Source organism: Clostridium sp. MCC353 (genome assembly GCF_018785315.1).
GTDB lineage: Bacteria > Bacillota > Clostridia > Lachnospirales > Lachnospiraceae > CHH4-2.
The window spans coordinates 1-21,772 of record NZ_WQPN01000049.1; the positions used below are offsets into that span (position 1 = coordinate 1).

The following is a 21,772-nucleotide window of genomic DNA, read 5'->3' on the forward strand; positions in this document are numbered from 1 at the left end:
ATGTTCTCGGTACCCTTCATTTCCCTTTTTTCGGCCTTAGAGATGCCCCGGCCGGAACCATGAGCTGGAACCGCAAACCGCGCCCCGGCCTCCTGCAGATCCAACCGCCCATCCGGTGCCCCTCTCCATCCGTCTGAACGGTTTCGGGCCTCACATTCCCTGGATCCTCGGCGTCCCCTTCGCCAGTCACCTAAATAAAGATTCCACAATATCTCTATAGGTCACCAGGGAAACATTATTTATAGACGCGGCTTTATCCACGCAGCCTTTGGTGAACCCGCATTTTGCAAATAAATATAGATGGGTATTCTCATAATGAAACATCTGGCTTCGTCTTAACAGGGTTTCCAAAATGCCTGTATCGATCTTTTCGTTGGTCCATTTGCATTCTCCAAATAAAGCGGTATTCTTGTCCTGTTCTCCCATTATGTCGATTTCTGTCTGGCTTCGGGTAAGGGGGTCAGTGCCCCACCAACGGCCAAGATCCCTGAATTCTATGGGGGATTGGCCCTTTAGAAGGAGGTTCCACAGATACTGCATACATATCTCTTCAAATACTTTCCCCATATAGTCCGACAGATACGGTTCGATCCGCTTGTAGGCCAGATCAGCGGCCCCGCGGGCAATGATGGAATTATTCTCTGGTATAAACTTGTACCAAAACCGGAACATATTATCATCAATGGAGTAAATGGACTTTCGGGAAGCCTTTTCACCATAAGGTGTTTCTTTTCGAATCAGCCCCAATGTCAAGAGATTTTTTAAGTAGGATGCACAGACACTGGTGTCTTCTCCCACTTTGGTAGAGATCTCCGCCATACGGGAGGCGCCGGTTGCGATTGCTGTTATGACTGCATTGTATAATGCCGGTTCCCGTACCTCCTGTTTCAGAAGATTCTCCGGTTCTTCAAACAGAGATGATGCGGGGTTTAAAAAGGTGTTTTTGATGTTGTCCGCTACGCTCAGCCTGTCATCCATTTGCAGCAGATATTGAGGGGTTCCACCTGCAATGCCGTAGATCAGTGCCTTATCCTCTGCTGAAAAGTTTTTAAAATACCGGCAGGTATCCGCAAAATCAAAAGGCAGTATCTTCATTTGAGCTGTCCGCCTGCCATAGAGAGGAGCTTTATAGGCCAGTACATGATCTTCCATATAAGACATAGATGAACCACATAGAATCAGCATCAATTTAGAATGATCTTTGTATTTATCGATTAATAGTTGAAGTGTAGAAGCAAGACTTTTGGAAGCGCGGGCTACGTAAGGGTATTCGTCAATAACCAGAATCAGCCTTTCCTGTTCCGATAAATGGAATACATACTCCAACGCTGCCTGGAGAGACAAGAAAGCAGTCTGTGCCTGAATGCCTGCACTAAACTCCATAATGTTTTTGCTGAAATTTTCCAAATTCTGCTTGGCGTTGCTTTCTACGCCCATGAAATAGATTGCTTTTTTGCCGTCTATAAATTGGTTAATGAGCGCAGTTTTTCCTACACGGCGGCGGCCATATATAACTACAAACTCGAATTTATCCGATGTATAACATTTATTTAATGAACTCAACTCGTGCTCTCTGCCAATAAACATAGTTTCACCTCCATTTTGTACTATTTATATTGTACCATGCTTGACTAAATAGGTCAATTACGATTTACTAAAGTATAACTTACTAAAATACACCTCATCAATCTCACCAAACAGATAAGGGGAACAGTCCAAGCGCTGTCTCCACTGCATGCCAAATTGCCGATATACCTGCCGGCACATTTGCACGCATACTTGCATATACATAAAAAACAAACGCCTGCTGGGGTTGGCAGGCGTTTGTTTTTTCACTTTAGGAATGGTAGGTATAATATGTTTAAAAATGTTATAGGGGGGCAGGACGCTTGCGCATCCTGTATGAGTATGAAAATGAAAAAGTCTTATTGACTGGTTCCTCTTTATTATGTCATGTATTTGTGAGTAAATTATGGATATTCCATAAAAAAATAATAAAAACCATGACCAAAGAATTAAAAAAGTATATTCCTTTATTTATTGGTTGATTTTCCGCCATTGTTCCGGCGTCACGTGGTAATATTTCTTGAAATATCTGATAAAACTTTGGACTGTATTGTACCCTACCATGGACGCCACATCTTTGATGCGCAGGGACGGATTGTCCAGAAGCTTTTTAGCGTTTTCCATGCGGACTGTGGTCAGGGTTTCCAATAATGTCTCATTTCGTTCCGCTTTGAACAGGTTGCTCAGATAGTTGGGCGACAGATGGACATATTCTGCTATATCCACCACGGAAATATCCGAACTGTAATGTTCTCCGATGAACTGGAGCACCTGCTCAATGATGTCGCTGTGCTGGCGCCGGCTTTTCAGTTCCAGTATATCCAGGCTGTATTCTAAAAAGGACAGCAGATTGTGTTTCAGCGAAAACAGGTCGTCTGTTTCACGGATTCGCCGGTACAACTGGTAATTGTTGTATTCCGGGTTATCGTATACGCCTCCTAAGGACGCCACATGTTTATATACGGAATTTTCTATTTCAAAAACCAGGTATTTCAGGTAGAGGTAGTTATTTTCCGGCACTGAAGTAAATGGTTCCAGCAGGTCGAGTGCAGCGGTGAGCACCCCGTCCCGGTCCTGCTCCGATATTTTTGTGAGAAGAGCGTCTAAAGAGGGTTTGGGGTAGGCGGCGTTTAAGTCCGCGCTGGTTTTTCCGGGATCGAGACCGATGATTTCCGCCTGGTTTAAGGCGGTAAAAGGCTGTTCCCTGAGCTTTTTCAGGGCCTCATTATAATAAGCGGGGATCGGCTCCATTTCATCGAAACAGATGCTGACGCCGATGATCGCAGTGTATTTTTGACCGGTAAATTCCTGTTCCAGACGGCGGGCCGCCTGGAGAACCGCCTCCTCGCTCAGAGAAGTGTTGAGCAGGACGGTGAGGTTATGAGGATCCGTTATGGTGATGTTGTAAAAGGAATCGGAAATCAGGCGCGCCAGCGTATCCGAAAATGATTTCCGTATCTCTTTTGGTATGGGCTGTTTAAATTTAAGGAGCAGCAGGTAAAAAAACGGGTGTTCCAGGGTCAGCTTCAGGGTGGAGCAGAGCTGGAGAAAATCGTCTTTATTGAATTCCGGGGCGATCAAAAACTCGTGGAGCGAATACGTTTCCGCATAGGAACGGGTGATGGTATACTGCTGTTCCAGTTCCCGTTTCTGCTCGTACAGGTTTGACATGGCATTTGACAGCAGATAGTATTCGTTGGGCTGGTTGGTCTGAGGCAGCAGGTGCATGGGAATCTCAAATTTTTGCAGAAGCTGCTGCAGCGGCCGGTACAGCAGATAGGAAACGAACAATATGGCCAGGATGGAGATCAGGATGATGATCACAAATGGGATGGCCAAATTCCCTGTAGTCTTTAGTATGCTGTCCGTAAAATAAGTGTAATTCTGCACCGATAAGGTATACAGGCCGAAATCCGGCAGAAACTCATAGCATAGGAAATATTTCTCCTTATGAATGGAGAGGGAAGACCATCCTCCAGTCCTGGAATTTTCCTGTTTGGAAGCCAGTCCGGAGAATTCTTCGAAAATTTCTTTTTCAGGCACCCCGTCCGCCCTGAATTTGTACAGAGGTTCCAGGGCAGAATCCAATATGAAAAAGGAACCGGTGTGTTCCGTATTGGTGAGGGTGGCAAATGCCTCCGGATACACATTGACGATAATGGTCACCGGTGTTCCCGCACTGTGGTTATAGACCTGTTTTACATAACTGAGCAGAGTGACCGGCTTTTTTGGAGTGACTGCAGTGCTGCGGTCCACGGTGCGCAGCGGTTTCAGTCCTGTAATGGCGTACTGTTCCTCATTTAGCACTGCGGTATCCAAAAAGTCTTTTTTATAGATCATCGCATCGGACAAGACATAGGGATGAATGGAATCAAACAGGTAAATGGATTCGATAAAACGGTTGGAATAGTACATCCTCTCAATGTTCAGAAGCACGGATTTTATGGCGGGATAATCAGGCTCTTCGGGATCGGAAGCCAGAACCGTCATCACATCATTGTCAAACAGAAGCTGGTTGGTCAGATTATCCGCTGTGACCAGGTTGGAATCCAGTCCGTTGGTATAGTTGGAGAGCAGTTGGACTTCCTTATTCTGAGTATATTCCAGCAGATTCTCCGTGCCGATCCGCAGTACAAAATAGAGCATGGAGCAGATGGGGAATAAAAGCAGGAGAGAAAGAAGAATGACATTTCTCCAAAGTACAGACCGTTTTTGATGCCGGTGTTTAATCCTCATTGATATAACCCCTCCCCTTTAAAATGAATCCCCTTAATATGACGCCCTGATCCGTCATTTCTTTAGACAAAGTATAATATGAAATCCCCGGATTGTCGATGAATAAAGGGTATGAAACGTAGAATGTTATTACAAACGTAGAAAAATACAACGCCTGACCGTAGGATATCAGAACGGAAAAAGAAAGTAAATATTTACGTAAAACGGTGATTGGTTTACAGTTAGATCAACAGTTGGTGTGTGCACGCCGAGAGAAACAAACTGCAGCAGATTATTAAACTGTAGTTCATTATCAAACTGTATCAAACTGTCAAAATGCTGTAAATTATCAAACCGAAGTAGTAAGAAGCAGAAAGCAGTAGTAAGAAGTAAAAGGTAAGAAGTAAAAGGTAAGAAGTAAAAAGTAAGAAGTAAAAAACAGTATCAAAAATATCAGTACCAAAATACAAATAAAATCATTTTATTACATCGAAAAATAAAACAGGGGGTTTTACTATGTTTAAGAAAGCCATAGCGGCGCTGCTGGCAGCATCTTTAGCAGCAGCTTCATTAACAGCATGCGGCGGCGCGGGAACCGCTGACAAGGCAGCGAAGGAAACGGCAAAGGAATCTGCAAAAGGAACTGACAATGGAACCGATGAAAATGGAACAAAAAAAGGATCGGAAATTGGAAATGGAACCGGAAAAGGAACCGAAGCCGGGACAGAAGCACAGAGCGAAGAGCCGTTGAAGATCCAAATGACAGTCCGCCTGTTCGATCAGATTCCGGACATGAACAATACCTATTGGCAGGAATATCAGAAAAGAACCAATACGGAATTAAAGGTGGAATGGATTCCTGACGGGGATTATACCACTAAATTAAACCTGATTCTGGCCTCCAAACAGATACCGGAAGTCCTGGTCGCCAATTTATCCAAAAATCTGAATGATCCTTCTTTTATCAACGCGGTGCAGAACGGAGCGTTCTGGGACTTAACCGATGTATTGGGGGATTTCAGCAATTATCCGAACCTGAAAAACAATGTGGCGCCGGATGCCTGGAATACCAGCCGGATTAACGGGCGCATCTATGGCATCCCCCAGAGCGTGCCCAAGGTACAGGGAGCGCCGATCATACGGGAAGACCTGGTAAAAGCAGCGGGAAAAGAGATGCCCACAACCATGGATGAGTTTCTGGATGTGCTGGAGGCAGTGGTTGAAATGAACCCGGATATGGTGGGCCTGGTGTCCAAGCAGGATATGTTTTTGGGCGGAAGCGGCGGCCTGGTATCCGCATTTGGTGTGGATGAACCATATTATAATGAAGAAGGCGGTTTGGTATTCCAGAAACTAACGCCCGGATTCACCCAATTTGTGGAATGGCTGAGGGAGGCCTATGAGAGGGGCGTCCTGTCCAAAGAATTTTCCGTTATGAAGCCAACCCAGGCCACAGAAATGTTCCAGTCAGGTTCCGCAGTGGTGATGATTAATGAATCAGGCCGCTGGTGCTATCCATTTACCCAGACGCTGAAGAAAAAGAACCCGGATGCGGTTGCCCAGTTCGTGCCTCTTTTGGAAGGAAACGAAGGATGTTACGCGGTAGACGCGGGCACCGGCGTAGTCGACAGCATGTTCATTTCCAAAGCGGTTCCGGAAGAAAAAATGCTTCAAATCCTGGATTATTTTGAGAGAACCACCACAGAAGAATTCTATGACCTGACTACATATGGAGTGGAAGGCGTACATTATAATGTTGAAAATGGGGAAAAAGTGATGACAGAGCTGAGAGATCAGGAAATGGGCTCCAGCGCGCCGTGGCAGGTGCTGCCGTTGATGTACAACCCATTTATGAAGATTGACAGCACAGCCGCGCCGGAAGAATACAACCAGGCTCAAAGAGACTTGTTCGACAGTTACGGCTATCTGGAAAAAGCCCGCACCAATCCTTTCTATATCGCCACAAGCCAGAAATGGATCAACGTATGGCCCAAATATTCACAGGAATGGGCTGCCAAAGGGGTTCAGGCTGTTACCGGCCAGATATCCATGGAGGAATACAAGGCTTATGTCGACCAGTTGAACGAGAAGCCTGAGATGAAAGAAGCTTATCAGGAATTTGCTGCCAGCTATAAGGCGGTTGTATCGGAATAATACTGTGGCGGCTGCAAAACAGTTATATCGGAATAATGCTGTGGCGGCTGCAAAACAGTTATATCGGAATAATGCTGTGCGGCTGCAAAACGGTTATATCGGAATAATGCTGTGCGGCTGCAAAACGGTTATATCGGAATAATGCTGTGCGGCTGCAAAACAGTTATATCGGAATAATGCTGTGCGGCTGCAAAACGGTTATATCGGAATAATGCTGTGCGGCTGCAAAACGGTTATATCAGAATAAAAGCATGAGTAAAAAGCTATTACATCAACATGTAATAGCTTTTTAAAAAGAAGGAGGAGATGATGGGAGTGCCAAATGAGAAAAAGACCTCTTACAGCCGGACCCTGAGGCGGATGTACCAGGGACGGTATGTGTATTTGCTGATGCTGCCGGGGATTATTTATTTCATCATATTTAAATTTGTTCCCATGGGGATGCTGGGCATCATATTTCAGGATTACAACCCCTATGTGGGAATGGCGGGAAGCCAGTGGGTGGGCCTGAAACATTTTAAAGAGCTGATACAGGACGATTACTTCTATTTGATGCTGCGCAACACCCTGTGCATCAATTTCCTGAATCTGCTGTTCCATTTTCCGGTGCCGATTATTTTGGCCCTTTTGCTGAATGAAATCAAAAATGACAAGTTTAAGAGGTTTAACCAGACCATGCTCTATCTGCCTCATTTTTTATCATGGGTGATCGTGGCCAGTATGACATTTTTCCTGCTGTCCGTTGATGTGGGAGTGGTGAATAAGGCCCTTGTGTCCATGGGCAGCCCTACGGTGTCATTTTTGTCTGAACCAAAGCTGTTCTGGGGGATTATCGTGTCTCAGAATATCTGGAAAGAGGCGGGATGGGGAACCATAATTTTCCTGGCGGCCATTTCGGCAGTGGATATGGAACAGTATGAAGCGGCGGTTATGGACGGGGCCGGACGGCTTCAAAAGATCTGGTATATCACCCTTCCTGCCATAGCGCCCACCATTGTCACGCTGCTGATCCTGAAGCTGGGAACCATTCTGAACGTGGGATTTGAGCAGATCCTTCTGATGGCCAATCCGTCTGTAAACAGCGTGGCCGAGGTATTTGATACATACGCATACCGGCTGGGTATTATCCAGGGGAATATCAGCTTCGCGTCTGCGGTCAGTGTATTTAAGGGATTTGTGGGCTGTCTGTTCGTATGGGTATCAAACCGGATTGTGAAAAAAATGGGATATGAGGGAATCTATTGAGGAGGTGAACGGAAATGATGAAAAGAAAAAAGAGGTTTTCCTGGGGCGATATTTTGATCTCAGCAGTTGTGCTGCTGATTTCAATGATGTGTGTGCTGCCGTTTTTATATGTACTGAGCATTTCCTTTACAGACCCGGATGCATATGAACCATTTAAATTTTATATCCTTCCGCCAAAGTGGTCTTTGGAATCTTATAAGTATATTTTATCGACCCATAGTTATATCAATTCATTGAAAAGCACCTTATTTATCACCATTGCGGGGACTGTGCTGGATTTGGCCGTTACCATGACCATGGCATACGGCCTGACGAAAACCGACCTGCCGGGCCATAGGCTGATCTATGGAATGGTGGTTGTCACACTGTTTTTCAGCGCCGGAACCATACCAACCTATCTTGTGGTGCAGAAACTGGGCTTGCTAAACAGCTATTGGGCGTTGATTTTTTCGTCCCTGACCAGCGCGTGGCATCTGATCGTGGTCTGCTCCTTTATTAAATCCATCCCCCTGTCCCTTGAAGAGGCGGCCAGGATTGACGGGTGCAGCGAGGTGGGCGTGTTTTTCAAAATCATCCTGCCGCTGTCCATGCCGGTTATCGCCACATTTACCCTGTTTTTTGCGGTAATGCACTGGAATACATACTTTGATGCCATGCTGTACATTTCAGATACGGATAAATGGACCCTTCAGTTGATGGTGAAACAGCTTGTTATCGATGCGGACGCCTCCGGGGTGGCCCAGTCCTTTAACGATACGGCTCCGCCGCAGGAAACCATGCGCATGGCGTCGGTTGTGCTGTCCATGCTGCCCATCATGTGCGTGTATCCATTTTTGCAGAAACATTTTGCAAAAGGGGTTATGGTGGGATCGGTGAAAGGCTGATCGTAAGAAATGTCCTGTAATTATGAAAAAATCAATGAATGGAGATCAAAAATAATGGAAAGACAAATTAAAACAGTACTCACAACGGTAAATTACGAAGGCTGGCATTGGGATAAGCTGGCCGGGGCCCTGGCTCCGGCGAATATCATCAGGGCGGATAAAAATGACGCGAAAGCCATTTCAGAAGCGTTAAAAGAGGCGGACGCGGCTATTTTGGGCGGGGACATCAGCGACCAGATTCTGAATGAGGGAAAACATCTCAAGTGGATCCACTGCGACCATGCGGGCCTGAATTTCTCCGCCCGCCCGGAAATTTTCCAGAGGGGAATTATACTGACCGGGTCGGCGGGAAGATCCGGCCCTGTACTGGCGGAACATACATTTTTCCTGGCCTTGTCCCTGATTTATAAAATCCATGAGTTATCGGCCCAGCAGAAAGCCCATGTCTGGGGCGGAAGAATGTACGTGGAAAGCAGGGGGCTGTACTCCAAAACCATGGGCATTATCGGCATGGGCTTTACCGGCAGGGAAGTGGCGAAACGGGCCAAAGTGTTCGGAATGAAGGTGCTGGGATATGACAGAAACTGCGGGGAACTGCCCGAGGGGGTGGATACAATGTTCTGCGCGGACAAAGGGGAGAGCCTGGACGAACTGTTAAGGTGCAGCGATATCCTGGTTTTATCCGTCCGCCTGTCGGATGAAACTTACCATATGATTGACGGGCGTGCATTCGAAATCATGAAACCGACCTCCCTTTTAATCAATATGGCCCGTGGTTCCGTGGTGGATGAAGAGGCTCTTGCCACAGCCCTTCAAACCGGCCAGATTGCGGGAGCGGGCTGTGATACATTTGAATATGAACCGCTTGATACCGGCAGCCCCCTGTGGGATCTTCCCAATATGGTGATCACACCTCACTGTACCCCGGAAATGCCGGATCTGACAGCCCAGTCGCTGGAGATCATCTGCGACAACATCAGCCGTTACCGGGAGGGGCGTCCCATGAGAAACCAGCTTGCAATAAGGGATGTTTATACGAAGACCAGGCCGAAGGAATAGCGGCCGAAGGAATAACGGCCGAAGGAATAACGGCCGAAGGAATAACGGCCGAAGGAATAACGGCCGAAGGAATAACGGCCGAAGGAATAACAGCCAAAAGAATAACAGCCAAAAGAATAACAGCCAGAGGAATGACAGCCAGAGTAATAACAGCCAGAGTAATAACAGCCAAAGTAATAACCGCCAAAGGAATGGGGGCTGTGGAATAAGAACAGTAAGAATAAGCATTAGACGAATAAAACCAAATATAAAAATAAGGTGACAAAGGAGCCGTTATATGAGAACATTAAAGATAGAATTGCCCCATTGGAGCGTGAGGCAGTACGATTCCGGTCTGCCGGACAATATGCCTCCTGAAGAGGCAGAAAATCCCGGGGCTGAAAATGGAGCTATGGACGCTAACGTCCCGGGCTGCGTGCAGTACGATCTGGTACGCCATGGAAAACTTAAAAACCCTTACGGGGGCACCCAGGCCGCTTTTGACGCCGCCTGGGTTGCAAAAAGCGATTGGCTGTATGAAACAGAATTTGACGCCCCTGCCGGATATGAACGGTATGGCACGGTGATTTTGAAACTGTGGGGTGTGGACACATTTTCAGAAGTCTGGCTGAACGGTGTATTACTGGGAAAAACGGCCAATGCATACAGAAGCTACGGTTTTGAAATCCGGCCTGACCTTTTGAGGCCCCGGCACAACTGCCTGAAAATCCGCATCCAGGCCCATACCAGGATGATTCAGGATAAGATCGAGGCTGCCAAATGCCTGAAAAGAGGAAATGAAACGGAGGGGCTTCTTGGAAAGTCATTGATCCGCCGCTACCAGCGCAGCTTTTTTACCAATTCCAGCCTTTTAAATGTGGGCACCGGCGTGCTGGGAATCGGGATCAACCGTCCGGTGGAACTTCATTTTTACCCATCGGCTTATATCACCGACGTATTCTATTCCACCATCACCACAGGTCCCCAGGCCCGTGGGCGGGTAACGGTTTCCTTAAAAAATTGGGGCCCCGGCACGCAGATAAAGATCAAACTGATGGAAGAGGACGGAACCTGCGTCTGGGATACCGCCTATGAGGCCGGGGAGGGAGAGCGGGAAACGGAGATGTTGATTCCCAACCCCAAACTGTGGCAGCCCGCGGGATATGGAAAAGCCTGGCTCTACACCCTGAATGTGACGGTGGTACAGGATGGAACTGTGGCGGACGAAAAGACGATGCAGGTTGGAATCCGCACGGTGGAAATCATAGAGAGGACGGAGAGCGGGAAAAATACGTTCTATATCGCCGTAAATGGCCAGAAAATCTTTGTTCATGGCCAGAATTACATACCGTTTGACTATTTGAACGTATATGGAACCCAAAAGCAGTATGAAGCCATGTTTACCCTGCTGGAAAACAGCCATGTGAACCTGGTGCGGGTCTGGGGCGGCGGAGCTGTGGAAGACGACCGCTTTTTTTCAGAATGCGACAGACGGGGAATCCTCATCTGGCACGACTTGTTTCTCCACAGCAATGTGTATCCGGATTATGATCCCGGCTTCGTGCGGGAATTTCTGGAAGAAACGGAAGGCGTGTTAAAGACCATCCGCTCCCACCCGTGTATCTGCCTGATCTGCGGAGGAAATGAGCAGTTGGAGGGATGGGAGGAATACGGCTGGCAGCAGGAGCTGGATCATTTTTACGGAAGCTCTCTCCCCATGGAGGAGGCTCCCCGGCTGGTGCAGAGCCTTTGCCCCCAGCTGCCCTATATCTGCAATTCCCCCCACGGAGGGAAATACTGCCAGTCCCCGGCAAAAGGAGACTGCCACTGCTGGGGCAATTATTACAACGCTTTTAAAGATCCCCTGTTTGTCAGCGAAACCTGCTGGACGACAGAGAGCTATTCCCGTCCCGAAACGCTGGAAAAATACATGGGCCTGAATCTGGAGGAATTCGAAGGAACGGGCTGGGGGGAAAAATGGAAGGCGCTGACTTCGCTGCCCATTTTCAGCCGCAGGCCCTACAGCAGCTGGTTTGACGTCCGTTCCCTCAGGGCCTATCTGCACGCTTTGGAAGTGGAGCAGGCCCGGGCGGATTATCATGCCCTCAGCCAGTTTCGGTTTACCGGCCCATCCAATCACGGAGTCATTTACTGGTCATTCAATAAGGGAGGGCCTTTGTTCCAGTTCGGATGCGTGGATTACGACGGACGGCCCATGATGAGCTATTATGTGGTAAAACGTCTTTATGAAGGGATATCCATATTCCCATACCGGGATCTGTGGAATGTGCGGGTGATGCTGTCCAATCACATGCCGTCCCCGGCTGTCGTAAACGTGGAGGCATTCCATTTGGATCAGGAGGGAAATGTCCTGGAGAAATTCCATACAGATATCATGTGCCGTTCAGGAGAACTTCTCGTGGCATTGACATTGGAGAATCTGTATTCAAACGTGCAGGACCGCACCAAAGAAACCGTATTTGTGAGGGCGGCGGCTGACGGCCGGGTGGAATCTGAGGACCTGCTGTTATTCTGCCCTTACGGGGAACTGGAGCTGGTGAATAAACCGTTCAGGGCTTCTCTGGAAAGGGCCGGTGAACGGGAGTGGGAGCTGGCCATTGATTCAGAGGGAATGGTTCAAATGGTGGAAATTGAAAGCGATATTAAAATTGTCTGCGAAGATAATTATTTTCCGATGATGACGGGACAGGAAAAGAGGATTCGAATCACCGCATTGGAGGAACCGGATGGAGACAGCAGGCCCAGGCTCCATGTGGGCCGGTTAGGAGACAGCCGGATGCTGGATTTGGAGATGTGTGACATTTAAAAATGTACAGGTAAACAGTCAGGAGGAGATTACAGTGAGTTTTTCAAAAGATTTTGTCTGGGGTGTGGCCACCAGCTCGTATCAGATTGAGGGAGCGGCACAGGAAGACGGAAAAGGGCTGTCGATTTGGGATGTATACAGCCATCAGCCGGGAAAGACGTTCGAAGGTGATAACGGAGACATCGCCTGCGACCATTACCACCGTTATCGGGAAGATATAAAATTAATGGCGGAGCTGGGAGTTAAGGCGTATCGGTTTTCCGTATCCTGGCCCCGGGTTCTGCCCAATGGAACCGGCCCGGTAAATGAAAAGGGAATCCAATTTTACAGCGATCTGGTGGATGAGATGCTGAAATACGGGATCACTCCCTATCTAACATTATACCATTGGGATATGCCCTATGAGCTCTACAGGCGGGGCGGCTGGATGAATCCCGATTCCCCCAAATGGTTTGCGGAGTACGCAGCCCTGATCGCCTCCCGCTTGGGAAGCCGGGTGAAACACTACATGACGTTTAATGAGCCACAGGTATTTATCGGCCTGGCCTTTGTGGACGGCGTTCATGCGCCGGGCCATAAATACACCAGGAAAGAAACTTTGCAGATGGCCCATCATGTGCTTCTGGCCCACGGCCTTGCCGCCCAGGCGGTCAGGAGCCATGTGCCGGGCGCGAAAATCGGCTATGCGCCCACTTCCAATGTCCCGGTTCCAATTTCAGACCGTCCGGAGGACATCGCCGCCGCCCGCCGGATGTTTTTCGAAATGCCGGAGGACGGAGACTGGTCCTGGAATACGGCATGGTGGAGCGACCCGGTTCTTTTAGGGCATTATCCTGAGGATGGGATGAAGGTTCTGGAAAAGGATCTGCCTCTCATGGGACAAAATGACATGGCCGTCATCTGCCAGCCCCTGGACTTTTACGGCCAGAACATCTACCGCGGCGTGCCTGTCCGGGCGGATGAAAACGGACGTCCCAAGAACGTTCCCTATCCCCAGGGCGATCCGAAAACAGCCATTGGGTGGCATGTGAATTTTGACTGCCTGTACTGGGGAACCAGATTTTTATATGAGCGTTATAAAACTCCCATATTCATCACGGAAAACGGCATGTCGTCCCACGACTGGGTTCATTTAGACGGAAAAGTCCATGATCCGCAGAGGATCGATTATCTGCAGCGGCATCTGCGGTGGCTGAAAAAAGCGGCAGAAGAGGGCGTGGAAGCTGCGGGGTATTTCCAGTGGAGCTTTATGGATAACTTTGAATGGGCCAGGGGATATAATGACAGATTCGGCATCGTCTATGTGGATTATGAGACACAGAAGAGAATACTCAAGGATTCTTATTACTGGTATAGGGATGTGATAAGGGAGAATGGGGAAAATCTGTAAAATAAAGAAATGAACGGAACTGAAGAAAAACGTAACAGTTCAGACCTGTCTGAACTGTTACAGAAAAACAGCCGGAGAGACGGGAAATCATGACTGAAACCGACGGCTTCGGCAGGAAAACCGGGAAGGTATTTTACCTTCCCGGTTTTCCTATTATATTTCATGGCTTTATCTATATCTGATCTGGTTAAAATATATGCTGAACGTTAATAACACTCTGGTAATCGCTATACTTCTTTATGAAGTATCTATATTTTTCAAAAGTCAATTAAAATGAGAGGACTGAACTGTGAAAATTGCATGAACAAAATAAGCAAACATTGTATTATTTGTACGAAAAATACAAATGGTATTGCATTCATTTTCTGATAAGTGTATAATGAGCTCATAAGAGAGGGGACCGGTCCCATATCCGAATATTTTTAAAGGGCCGGCTGTCTTTCGTAGTTTGCGCAGACTACAATTGTCACCATAACCAAGTAATCCTACAGGAAAGGAGATATTATGAAGAACTCAGTAAGAAAGGTTTTATTGTCTGTACTTTTGGTATCGATGCTGCTATTAACTGCCTGCCAGAAACCGGCAGGGCAGGGGGCTGATAACAATACGGCAAGCAGCAATGCAGAGCAGACCGGGAATAAGAAAGAGGGAGAGAAGGAACTGGAACTTGTATTATGGCACCATGAAACACCGGCTCACAGAATTAAAGCGTGGCAGGCGGTAATGGATGGATTTATGGCGGAAAATCCGGGCATCAAGGTGACGCAGGAAGCGGTATTATGGGATGATGCGATGCAGAAATTATTAAGCGCCACAAGAGCCGGAACCTTGCCCGATATTCACGCGGTGTCTGATGCTCAGTGGAGTACTTCTTTTTTAGCAGGCAGTATTATTCCCATCGATGATATTGTAAAGGAGATCGATGAGGCGGAACAGTTTAATCCTGATTCTTTAAAAAGCTATCACTATGACGGACATGACTGGGCAGTGCCGATTAACAGCAGTACCATCAATCTCATGTACCGCCCCAGCTTACTTAAAAAAGCAGGATATGACAGGCCGCCGGAAACATGGTCGGAACTGTTGGAATATGCGGAAAACTGTACTTTTGATGAAAATGGAGACGGAACTCCTGAAGTATATGGAATCGGCATGGCAGCGGGCAGAAATACCTGTACCAACGAGACTTTTTCCGCATTTTTAATCAGTAAAAATTATGACATATTCAATGAACAGGGAGAGGTTGTGTTTGATTCCCCGCAAGTAATTGAAACGGCTGAATATTATCAAAAACTTCTTCAATTTTCCTCTCCTTCAAGCACCAGCTGGAGTTATGGAGAGATCGAGATGAACTTCGCCGCAGGCAATCTCGCTATGATTCCATACATATCTCCGAACCTTCCGGCATTTTTTGAAGAAGGAATTTACGATGTTGCAACAGCTCCCATGCCGCATCCGGACGACATGACAGCAGAGGATTCTCCAAAGTATATTGCAAACCATGCCTTAAATGTGACGATTGCAGCGAAAGAACCGGAACGCTATGAGGCAGTTAAAAAGCTTTTAAAATACATGATGGAGCCGGAAAATATCTGGATTCTCACACTGGGACAGGAACCAGGATTTTTCGTACCGCCTACTAAGACCGGCATGGATTTAGTGAAAAGCGGATATATCAATAAAGAGTTCCTTCCATTAAAGGATTTTGACGATGCAGATGGTTCGGAACACAGAAAAATACTGGAGAATTTTACGGAAGTAGGAAGCGGATTCAACTGGAAAGGTTATGCGACAGGCAACAAATACGGAGCAGTCAATTTGTCCATGACAGAAATCAATGGTTCGTTTGTGGTTGCGGATATGATTCAGAAAATAGTGGTTGATCAGGTATCCATTCCGGAAGCTGTGAAATGGGCTCAGGATAAAATGGTGGAAATATCTGAACAGTCGAAATCCATGAATAATTAGCGGCATGAATACGTTCCATGGAAAGAAAGGTAATGTATGAAGAAAAATAAAAATCAATGGATGGGATATCTATGTTTGCTGCCATTGGCATTGCTGCTCTGCTTATTCCTGTTCTACCCGTTTATCAATGGTTTTTATCTTTCATTTTTTTCGACGAAATATGGGTTTGGAGATTTGAAGTTTTGCGGTCTGCAAAATTATCTTTCTCTTATCAAATTGGAAAAGATGAAAATAGCGCTTGCTAACTCTCTCATATGGGTAGCTGTCAGCGTACTGCTGAATTCCTTTATTCCTCTGCTTTTAGCAGTTGCGCTCAACCGCAATTTTAAAGGGAAAACTTTTGTTATAGCGGCTCTTTTAATTCCCTGGGTAACCCCGGTAGTAGGATTTGCGATGATGAATAAGTGGCTGCTGGAACCGGATGTTGGAGTGATTGGAGGAATTATGAAAAAAGCCGGGCTGCTTGTGCAGGGAATCAATTTTCTCGGACGCAAGGATTTAGCTCTGCCTACGCTGATCCTACTGAATTTCTGGCAGTTTATGCCCTTTGGCGTATTGCTTCTGACTTCTGCACTGAGCACTATTTCAGAAGAGCTTTATGACGCAATGAAGGTTGATGGAGCAACCTGGATACAGATTTTGAAGAATTTAATTTTGCCAAATGTCGGTAATATGATTGGCTTTCTGATGTTTTTGGGCACGGTTTGGACATTCAGCAACTATTCCCTGATCTATTTATTGACAAAAGGAGGCCCGGCTAATTCCACCTACACGGTTCCGATCCTTATTTTTGAAAAAGCATTTACTGAATTCAATGTAGGGCAGTCAGTGGCTTTGGCGAGTTTAGTGGGTATCATACTGATCACGTTTGGTATATGGTATTTTAGGAAAATGAATATGTCAAAGGAGGGATGATATGAATGTAGAAGGACAAAGGGCGTTTCGGAACAGATCATCAATGATCCGGTTTTATATTGTAATTTTAATGATTCTTTTTGTTACTGTAATACCGTTTGTGTATGTGGTTTCAGCATCCTTTCAGAGTGAATGGTCCATAAAGACAGGCACAACTTCACTAATACCACATGAGTGGACGATTCAGAATTATATAAATATATTGTCTAATAAGGAAGGAAGTACAGCGTTCGCACTCTATTTATGGAACAGTATAAAAGTCAGCTTTGGCACTTGTATTCTGTCCATGGTAGTTTCAGTCATTGCCGCCTATGGATTGTCAAGATTTGAGTTTGCAGGACGTGAATTATTGGCTCAATTAATGCTGTTTTTATATGTATTTCCTACAATACTGGCAATTTTTCCAATTTATAATATTCTGGCAAAAATGAAGCTGATAAACACTCATATTGGATTGATATTAGTACATACCACGCTGGTTGCACCGTTCTGTACCTGGCTGCTGCGCTCCTTTTTCGATGCAATTCCGAAGGAAATAGAAGAATCAGCCAAGGTAGATGGAGCCGGAAGAATCCTGATTATTTTAAAGATTCTGGTTCCGTTGGCGGCTCCCGGCATGCTGGCTGCCGGAATGTATTCCCTGATCTACTCTTGGGGGGAGTATATGTTCGCATCCATTTTAATAGACAGCGGAACATTAAAAACCATACCTGTGGCGCTGGCGACGTATATGAATCACATTGACCAGAAATGGGGGCTGTTATTAGCGGGCTGTTCTCTGAATTTTGTTCCGCTGCTGATTTTCTTTTTCCCATTTTTAAAAACGTTCTTACGCGGATTTATGGCAGGAGCAGTAAAAGCTTAAAGGAGGATATATAGGTAATGGACATAAAAAAGAAGTTGCATGCAGGGGTGATTGGGTGCGGATTTATTGCGCAGACACAGTGGCTTTATTACCTTCATGAATTGGATGAATTTGAAATGGCGGCTCTTTGTGACGCTTCAAAGGAACTTGTGGATTACTACGGAGACTATTATGGAGTAAAGAAGCGGTATACGGACTGGCGTCTTCTGCTGGAGGATAAAGAGATAGATGCTGTAATTGTACTGACAAAATGCCATGAAGAGATCTGTATCGCTGCTGCTGCAAATAAAAAACATGTTTTGGTTGAAAAGCCCCTTTGTGAGAACCTGGAACAGGCGTGCCGCATTGAAGAAGCTGTTAATACATCCGGAGTGATTCTGATGGTAGGAGAGATGAAACGGTATGATCCGGGATTCCAGTATGCGATGCAGTGTTTTCAGAATATGAAAGATATCTGGATGATTAGAGCCAGAGATTTTTCGGATGGCCTTCAGCGGTCCTATGGCCAGATATATCCGGTACGGTTTGCAGCGGATATACCGGATGAAGTGAAGGAAAAGACGGCGGCAGAATTTGAAAAGGGACTTCGGGGGGTCACAAAAGAATTGCCGGGAAACTTATATGAGACGCTGCTGATGTGCGGAGTTCATAATATTGAACTTATGAGGGCGTCCTTCGGGGAACCAAAAAAAATTCTTCATTGTGATATTTGGAATGAAGGAGAAACTTTATCATGTGAAATGGATTATGGGGATAAGTGCAGAGCCTTTTTTGAAGTGGGGCTTACCAATTATAAGTGGTTTGATGAAGAGATAACTGTTTATGGAGATGAAAAGGCTGTGACAGTCCGATTCCCCAATCCTCTTTTGAAAAATGCAGTTACAGAAGTCATCGTAAAAGAAAACTCAGATGGAGCAGTGGTAGAAAAACGGATAGAGGCGTCTTATTCTGAAGCATTTAAAAATGAACTGATTCATTTTTACCAGTGTGTGACTGAACATAAAAAGCCATGGACTTCTATAGAGGAAGGAAAAACGGATATAAAAATCATGCAGGAGATATTTTCCAGCTATGCAGAAAGGATCAGAGGATGAATCGTAAAATATATGTAGTTGACGCCCATGCCCATCCGCCCAGAGATGAAGTTTCCGTACAAAAAGAGCGTGCAGTTCCCCAATCCATGGAGGAAGTTGAATGCCGGTTTGAACAGGATCTGGAGAATTTGGTCTGCCAGATGGACCGGTTACAGGCAGATACGAAAATACTGCTTGCTATGCCTTCCGATATCGAGCATCTGTTCCACTTTGGTGAGACAGGGGCGTTATCCCGGATCAGGACATATACAACAGAAGAATGGATTATAAAAGCGCATAGAAGGTATCCTCAACGATTCTTAGGTGTGGCGTGTTTAAATCCATTGGAACCGGATTCTATTGAGCATCTGGAGTATTTGGTGAAGGAACATGGGTTCCGGGGCGCTAAGATACATCAGGCTCACTACAACATCAGTGCGGATGATGAGAGATTAACCCCATTTTATAACAAATGCATAGAGCTTGACATTGCTGTGGCTTTTCATACAGGTTTTCCGCCTGAGCGCGGCATCGATCATTACATAACGTCCATGCCTCATTCTTTGGATGAACTGGCGTGCCATTTTCCAGAATTAAAAATTATTATGTGCCATACAGGAGGAAACTGGTATCAGGATGGCGTGATGATTGCCATGAGAAATCCTAATATTATGGTAGATATAGCCGGACTGCCCTGGATATGTGAAAGGCTGGTTTGGCCCAGAACGGATGGTAAAGGGCTTATCAGGCGTATTATTCAATTGCTGGGTGCGGACCGTGTCTTGTTTGGAACGGATAATATGGATGAAGACATGAATTTATGCTATATGGAGGAGTTGGGTTTAACCGATAATGAATTAAACATGGTAATGGGAGAAAATGCCGAAAAGTTATTTAAAATTGATAGGGGGACAGGAATGTGAAACTGTTAAAAGGAGACCATAAACGGGATTTTGAAATAGGGACTTTCTTTGTAAGAGGAGAATACCGGTATTCCCTGGAACCGTTTTACGGAAAATTGCCGGACTTTTTAAGGTTTACCCCATTCTCGGGAGGCTGCTGCGACAAAGAGGATAATTTGTTTCTTGTAACCAGGGACTGGCAGCATCCGGTTGTAATGCTGGATAAAGACGGAAACTATGTGCGGGATTTCGGAAAGGGGCTGTTCCAGAATCTGCATACCCTTTGTGTTACGGAAGAAAATACCCTTTTATGCGTGGACTCAGACCGGCATGTGGTCCGGGAAATAGACGTGTACGGCGGCCTGATCCGTGATATCGGCCAATTGGATACTCCCAGTGACAGCGGACATGACGGGGCTGTTTGGCAGAAAATGCAAAGGAGCGGAGAATTGATTGCCACGGATATCAGATTCAATTCTGACTGGGCCTTTGTAGAAGGGTTAAAGACGATAAAAAGAGCAGCAGAACCGTTTAACAGGCCGACGGGAGTTTCTATAAGCCCTAAAGGAGATATTTTTGTCAGCGATGGTTATTGCAATGCGGCGGTTCATAAGTTTTCAAAAAATGGAGAGCTTTTGATGACGTGGGGAGGACCTGGTAATGAACCGGGAAAATTTGTGATTCCTCATGGCATTTGGGTTGATAAGTTCTGCAGGGTATGGGTGGCAGACCGGGAAGGCAACAGTGTTCATATTTTTTCTGAAGAAGGTGAACTTCTCGGCTATATGAAAGAAGGGCTGTATCAGCCGTCAGATCTATGGTCCGACGGAACTTATGTATACATCGGAGAGAGAGGCGGCCAAATAACCATGATTGATATGGATTTAAATATTGTATCTCAATTAGGTTTTTACAATTCCCCTTTAAGAACACATGGAATTTGCGGTACTGCGTCGGGAGAACTCATACTCATGCCTCTTCATTCCTATGATGGGATTTACCTTATGAAGTTAAAGCCGCTTTAATAATCGATTGACAATACAAAAATAACTGGTTATATTAAAATCAATTATAAAAGTAAGAATCTTATTTAAGGGGCATGGGAAATGACAATTAGGGATATTGCAAAATTGGCCGGTGTGGGGAAGTCTACTGTATCCAGAATTTTGAGTAATACAGGTTATGTGAATGAGGAAACCAGAAAGAAAGTAGAAGCTGTCATGAAGGAGTATAACTATATTCCGTCGGCAACTGCCAGATATCTTTCAAAAGGTGAAACAGATACGATTGGTGTGATTATTCCGGAATCCAGTAATCCGTTTTACGGGGAAGTGGTCAGCGGAATAAGTGCCTTAGCCGATCTCAATGATATAAGTATGCTTCTGTGCAACACGAATAATAATCCGGAAAAAGAGGCAAAGGCTTTGAGGATGCTTCGGGAACATTGGATTAAAGGTTTGATTCTTACGCCTGCATTTGATTCCAGTGATGAAAAAGATATGCAGGGACTGATACAGATGTTGAAAGACATGAACATCCCGGTGGTCACTTTAGACCGTTCCGTATTATCCGGAACATGGAGCAGCGTGGTGTTTGATAACTTTGGCGGCGCTTATGACGCGGTTTCGGCATTGATTAAAGGCGGAAACAGCCAGATTGGAATTATTACAGGCAATCAAAAAAGTATTGTAGCTCAGGAACGTCTGGGAGGATATCTGAAGGCATTGGAAGACTGCCGCATAGCAATAAATCCGGATTATATATTTGAGAGTGATTCTACCGAAGGGCAGGCTTATGCGATAACAAAGAAACTTCTGGCCGAAAAGAAACTGCCTGAAGCGATGTTCGTGTGTAATAACCTGACAAGCAAGGGTTTCTTGAAAGCTGTATTTGAGGAAGAATTAGTTCTTGGAAAAGATGTCTGCTTTGTGGGATTTGACCACGTGGAAGCGCTGGATATATTAAATATTAATGCCAGTTATGTGGAGCGTGACGCTGTAAACATGGGATGGATAGCCATGCAGCTCTTGCTGGAGAGTTTTGAAAATCCGGATAAGGAAATTCGAAAACAGATGATACCTGCGGAACTGGTGTTAAAGGGATCGGAAAAGAGAATATAGAATATAGAAAGGATGTAGTTGTCAGCAGTGAATTAAGCACGTAATGGGACCGGTCCCTTTATGCTTGTCTTCTTAGTACCCATGCATGATATTTGGAAAGGAAAGATGTG

The 21,772-nt window shown here is 45.8% G+C and carries 15 protein-coding genes; 13 read left to right on the forward strand and 2 right to left on the reverse strand.

The features are described from left to right. Nucleotides 1-186 precede the first annotated feature (186 nt). Both GPL15_RS10120 and GPL15_RS10125 read right to left on the reverse strand, forming a co-directional pair. Nucleotides 187-1,587 (reverse strand): ATP-binding protein, encoded by a 1,401-nt coding sequence (locus GPL15_RS10120; protein ID WP_215698560.1) that lies wholly within the window; start codon nucleotides 1,585-1,587, stop codon nucleotides 187-189. Between the two features lie 450 nt (nucleotides 1,588-2,037). Further along, a complete protein-coding gene (locus tag GPL15_RS10125; protein WP_215698561.1) occupies nucleotides 2,038-4,302 on the reverse strand; it encodes an AraC family transcriptional regulator in 2,265 nt (754 codons plus the stop codon). 495 nt (nucleotides 4,303-4,797) lie between these two features. Here GPL15_RS10125 and GPL15_RS10130 point away from each other — a divergent pair, with 495 nt between their 5' ends. From GPL15_RS10130 to GPL15_RS10190, 13 genes are all read left to right on the forward strand, one after another. Further along, nucleotides 4,798-6,435, forward strand: a complete 1,638-nt coding sequence (locus GPL15_RS10130) for an extracellular solute-binding protein (protein ID WP_215698562.1) — start codon at nucleotides 4,798-4,800, stop codon at nucleotides 6,433-6,435. A gap of 306 nt (nucleotides 6,436-6,741) precedes the next feature. Beyond that, nucleotides 6,742-7,680 (forward strand): ABC transporter permease subunit, encoded by a 939-nt coding sequence (locus tag GPL15_RS10135; protein WP_215698563.1) that lies wholly within the window; start codon nucleotides 6,742-6,744, stop codon nucleotides 7,678-7,680. A gap of 14 nt (nucleotides 7,681-7,694) precedes the next feature. Continuing rightward, nucleotides 7,695-8,564, forward strand: coding sequence for a carbohydrate ABC transporter permease (locus tag GPL15_RS10140; RefSeq protein WP_215698564.1), 870 nt, complete (start codon nucleotides 7,695-7,697; stop codon nucleotides 8,562-8,564). Between the two features lie 54 nt (nucleotides 8,565-8,618). Further along, a complete protein-coding gene (locus GPL15_RS10145) occupies nucleotides 8,619-9,623 on the forward strand; it encodes a D-2-hydroxyacid dehydrogenase (RefSeq protein WP_215698565.1) in 1,005 nt (334 codons plus the stop codon). A gap of 277 nt (nucleotides 9,624-9,900) precedes the next feature. After that, nucleotides 9,901-12,429, forward strand: a complete 2,529-nt coding sequence (locus tag GPL15_RS10150; RefSeq protein ID WP_215698566.1) for a glycoside hydrolase family 2 protein — start codon at nucleotides 9,901-9,903, stop codon at nucleotides 12,427-12,429. Nucleotides 12,430-12,463: 34 nt separating this feature from the next. Next, a complete protein-coding gene (locus tag GPL15_RS10155) occupies nucleotides 12,464-13,819 on the forward strand; it encodes a GH1 family beta-glucosidase (RefSeq protein WP_215698567.1) in 1,356 nt (451 codons plus the stop codon). A 504-nt stretch (nucleotides 13,820-14,323) separates the two neighbouring features. Then, nucleotides 14,324-15,787 (forward strand): sugar ABC transporter substrate-binding protein, encoded by a 1,464-nt coding sequence (locus GPL15_RS10160; RefSeq protein WP_215698568.1) that lies wholly within the window; start codon nucleotides 14,324-14,326, stop codon nucleotides 15,785-15,787. A 36-nt stretch (nucleotides 15,788-15,823) separates the two neighbouring features. Continuing rightward, nucleotides 15,824-16,702 carry a sugar ABC transporter permease gene (locus tag GPL15_RS10165; protein WP_215698569.1) on the forward strand — a complete coding sequence of 293 codons (879 nt, stop codon included), beginning with the start codon at nucleotides 15,824-15,826 and terminating at the stop codon, nucleotides 16,700-16,702. Nucleotide 16,703: 1 nt separating this feature from the next. Beyond that, nucleotides 16,704-17,567, forward strand: coding sequence for a carbohydrate ABC transporter permease (locus tag GPL15_RS10170; protein WP_215698570.1), 864 nt, complete (start codon nucleotides 16,704-16,706; stop codon nucleotides 17,565-17,567). Between the two features lie 17 nt (nucleotides 17,568-17,584). Then, a complete protein-coding gene (locus tag GPL15_RS10175; RefSeq protein ID WP_215698571.1) occupies nucleotides 17,585-18,661 on the forward strand; it encodes a Gfo/Idh/MocA family oxidoreductase in 1,077 nt (358 codons plus the stop codon). After that, a complete protein-coding gene (locus GPL15_RS10180) occupies nucleotides 18,658-19,563 on the forward strand; it encodes an amidohydrolase family protein (protein WP_215698572.1) in 906 nt (301 codons plus the stop codon). The genes GPL15_RS10175 and GPL15_RS10180 overlap by 4 nt, the downstream gene beginning before the upstream one ends. Further along, nucleotides 19,560-20,567: a hypothetical protein gene (locus GPL15_RS10185; protein WP_346344937.1), complete on the forward strand. Its 1,008-nt coding sequence runs from the start codon at nucleotides 19,560-19,562 to the stop codon at nucleotides 20,565-20,567. Before GPL15_RS10180 ends, GPL15_RS10185 begins: the two co-directional genes overlap by 4 nt. 81 nt (nucleotides 20,568-20,648) lie before the next feature. Continuing rightward, entirely contained in the window at nucleotides 20,649-21,662 is a 1,014-nt protein-coding gene (locus GPL15_RS10190; protein ID WP_215698573.1) for a LacI family DNA-binding transcriptional regulator, read from the forward strand. The last annotated feature ends 110 nt before the right edge of the window (nucleotides 21,663-21,772 follow it).